This window comes from Streptococcus sanguinis (genome assembly GCF_020729765.1).
GTDB classification, from domain to species: Bacteria; Bacillota; Bacilli; order Lactobacillales; family Streptococcaceae; genus Streptococcus; species Streptococcus sanguinis_Q.
On sequence record NZ_JAJEPD010000063.1, the window covers coordinates 1 to 3425 of the forward strand.

4 protein-coding genes are annotated in these 3425 nt (G+C 37.0%); all 4 read left to right on the forward strand.

Translation table 11 applies throughout. The features are described from left to right. Positions 1-661: type III-A CRISPR-associated RAMP protein Csm3 (csm3, locus tag K4H96_RS08855; RefSeq protein WP_227956474.1), on the forward strand; the 661-nt coding region annotated here is incomplete at its 5' end. Between the two features lie 11 nt (positions 662-672). Further along, entirely contained in the window at positions 673-1581 is a 909-nt protein-coding gene (gene csm4, locus K4H96_RS08860) for a type III-A CRISPR-associated RAMP protein Csm4 (RefSeq protein ID WP_223336918.1), read from the forward strand. After that, a complete protein-coding gene (gene csm5, locus K4H96_RS08865; RefSeq protein ID WP_223336917.1) occupies positions 1578-2705 on the forward strand; it encodes a type III-A CRISPR-associated RAMP protein Csm5 in 1128 nt (375 codons plus the stop codon). The genes csm4 and csm5 overlap by 4 nt, the downstream gene beginning before the upstream one ends. Next, on the forward strand, positions 2702-3425 hold a 724-nt coding region (locus K4H96_RS08870), incomplete at its 3' end, for a CARF domain-containing protein (protein ID WP_408642971.1). The genes csm5 and K4H96_RS08870, both read left to right, overlap by 4 nt.

The following is a 3425-nucleotide window of genomic DNA, read 5'->3' on the forward strand; positions in this document are numbered from 1 at the left end:
ACTTCATATTGGTACCAGTAATGCCTTCGCAGCTATTGGTGCTACCAATAATCCTATTATCAAAGATCCCCTTACGAATCTTCCCTATATTCCTGGATCTACTTTAAAAGGAAAAATGCGCAGCTTACTTTATCGGACAGACTATAATAGCAACACAACAGAGAAGTTAAGTAAAGATAGTTTGGAAATTAGCCGTCTCTTCGGAAATTCAGAAACTTATAAAATTGGCCGCTTGGTTTTTCGAGATGCCTTTCTAAACAACAAAGAAGAGCTAGGTAAAAGAGTATCTACTTACACAGAAGTTAAGTTTGAAAATACAATCAATCGCATTACAGCTGAAGCAACTCCTCGACAAGTTGAGCGAGCTATTCGTGAAAGTGAATTTGCTTTTGAGATTATCTATTCTATTCAGGAGAAAGAACTCACTGAGGTCGAAAAGGATATGGAAATTCTCAAAGCTGGTTTTGAATTGTTGGAATGGGATTACATAGGCGGTTCTGGCAGTCGTGGCTATGGTAAAGTGTGTTTTAAAAACTTTGAGGTTAAGACTGTCTTTGGTGAATTTGATGAGTATAGGATTAAAAAAGCCCTGAAACCATTTACTAATGATGAGTCCGATGGTGGAGGAAGTACAGAGAGCCCAGATTCAGAAATTAAGTAAGGAGGTCTGCTATGGCCTATCAACTCTATAAATTAGATTTTAAGTCTGCTCATTTTGGAGAAGGTCATTTGGATGATTCGGTCATGACTTTCACTGCAGCTCGTCTTTACTCTGCCTTAGTGCTTGGAGCTATCAAGGCGGGGGTCTTAGATGAGTTTGAGAATTTATCTCGACAGGATGAGTTTGTATTGACTGATGCTTTCCCCTATATGGGAGCCCCTTATCTCCCTAAGCCAATCGGCTATCCATTGTTGGATAAAGTCAACCGAAATGAAGATATTATCAAACAGCGGGAAGAAGCAAAAAAAGCAAAAAAATTAGCTTTTATTAAGCTGGGGGATTTTGACTGCTTTCTATCTGGAAATAGTATAGTTGGTGAATCTCTGGCTACAAAATCAATTAACACAAAAAACCAGCCCTTCCAAGATGGAAATCTTTATCAAGTTGCTTCAGTTCACTTTGACAAAAGCAGTCTGTATTTCATCGCCAATCAATCTGATTTGTTGGATCGTTTATTGGAAAGTCTTCAGTTTAGTGGTATCGGAGGAAAGCGCAGCAGTGGTTACGGTGGTTTTACTCTGGATAAAACTGTTCAACAGCCTCTTGATTTTTTTAAAAGATTAACTGTTAAATATACAGGGAAAGTAATGGCTTTGACGACTTCTTTACCGGTAGATAGTGAATTGAAAGTCGCAATGAATGAGGGAAGATACTTACTGAAAAAGTCAAGTGGCTTTGCATTTAGTGAGGAGACGGAGTCTAATTATCGCAAGCAGAATCTTTACACTTTTAAGGCAGGTTCAACCTTTTCCAAAACTTATAATGGGCAAATCTGCGATGTCAAGCCAAGTGATGAGTTTCCTCATTCAGTCTGGCATTATGCTAAACCCTTATTCTATATATTGGAGGAATCCAAATGAAGACAAAATATAGAAAATTCAAGCTGACTCTGTGGACCTTGGGACCAGTGCATATCGGGAGTGGTCAGCTTCATACTGCTCGTGAGTATATTCTTGAAGGGGATGAATATTATTTTCCAGATATGACTCTGCTTTATGACGAACTTATCAAACGAGGTATTGATGAAAAATTCCAAAAGTTGTTAATTGATTCGGATAATAAAACCAATCGAATAAGTGATTTTCTTGCTGAGCATGGCATAACAAAACGCAATTTTGGGGGCTATAGACTTAAAGCAACAGGACTTGAAAAGCCTAAAGGAGAGAATGTACCTAGAAATCAGGAAACGACAGATCCAGGAGAAATAAATGGCGTTCATCARTTTATGAGAGATTGTTACGGTAACCCTTATGTCCCTGGCAGCTCTCTTAAAGGTGCTATTCGCACTATTTTGATGAATACGCATTGGCATTCAACTGATTTTAAGCARGAAAATAAAAAAGGCAAAATCGTTGAAAATAAGAAAGCGATTCCATGGGGACCAACTAGACGACAGAGACATGAAAAGATAAAACCTTTTGATGATATTTTTAATGAAATTCGTGTCTCAGACAGTCAGCCTCTGACAAATGATGATTTAATTCTTGTTCAAAAGTGGGATTTTACTCCAGATGATACAAAGCCGCATTCACTGAGTATCTATCGTGAAGCTCTGAGGCCTGGAACTAAGATGGAATTTGAAATCATTACCGCTTTAGGTTTAGAAGGTGGAAGAGCTGGTGAGCTCATTTCTTCTCTTGGAGAATATGCACAAAAATTTTACTTTGGAGTGACAGAAGATGAAGGCTATGAAGGATATAAAGATTTCTTTCTAAAAAAATTTCCTAATCATTTAATTCAAAACAATCTATCCTATCCCCTCTATCTAGGTGGTGGTAGCGGTGCTTGGACCAAAACAGTATTTAGGCAAGCGGATGGCGAAGTTCAAAAACGACATAAGAAAATGTCTGAACGAGGAGCTCTAAAATTGACAAAGGCGCCTTTTTTAACCGTTGACGGTGAAATAGAATTAATTAATAATGCAGAGAATTTCTATGAAATGGGTAAAACCTGTTTTACGATTACGGAGGTAGCTACAAGATGAAGACGTTGATTACATTTATCAGTCAGTATGATCCGATTGGTGTAGAATTTGTGGATACAAAACAAGATGATGCAGATGGTCGTAAAAAAAGATTTAGACCTGAATTCGGACAGGAATTAACTTTAGATTCAGTTGAAAATTATGAAAAAGATGACTATGGATTAAAGATATCAGATGGTGCTGCTCTTTTTATTATAAAAAATGAATTACCTGACAAAATTATTGTGATATATAGTGATGAAATGAAGGTAAAACAGGAAAACTTTGAAGCAGCTGTTCAAGCTGTTTACGATGGTAAAAAAGTTTATGTGATACAGAATAAATATGTAAAAGAAGGAGTTCATGAGTTCGACACAATGTATAAATTCGTGGAAGAAATCCTTGATGAAGAGGATATGTCACATGGAGATTATATTTTAAATGTGACGAGTGGAACTCCCCAGTGTCAGGCTGCTATGTATGCTATCAATTTTGTCAAGGATTACCATACAAGGCTTGCTCGGGTGAATTCTCCAAGAAGTGAGAAGACAAATCAATCAAACCAAGGAGCTCCCTGGTTTGAAACTGCTACCTTTAAATATTTTTTGGAAAAACAAGCCTCAGACTATGAAGATAATCGTCAGTTGGGTATTGAAAAAGGGGAGAAGTTCAAAAATAATTTATTACAGCGAACCTATAAAAATTTCATTTTGAAATATGAATACAAAGCAGCATTAGATA

What these genes read in the sequence shown, in the direction of transcription:
- csm4 (WP_223336918.1), top strand. Translation starts at nt 673, where the DNA reads ATGGCCTATCAACTCTATAAATTAGATTTTAAGTCTGCTCATTTTGGA.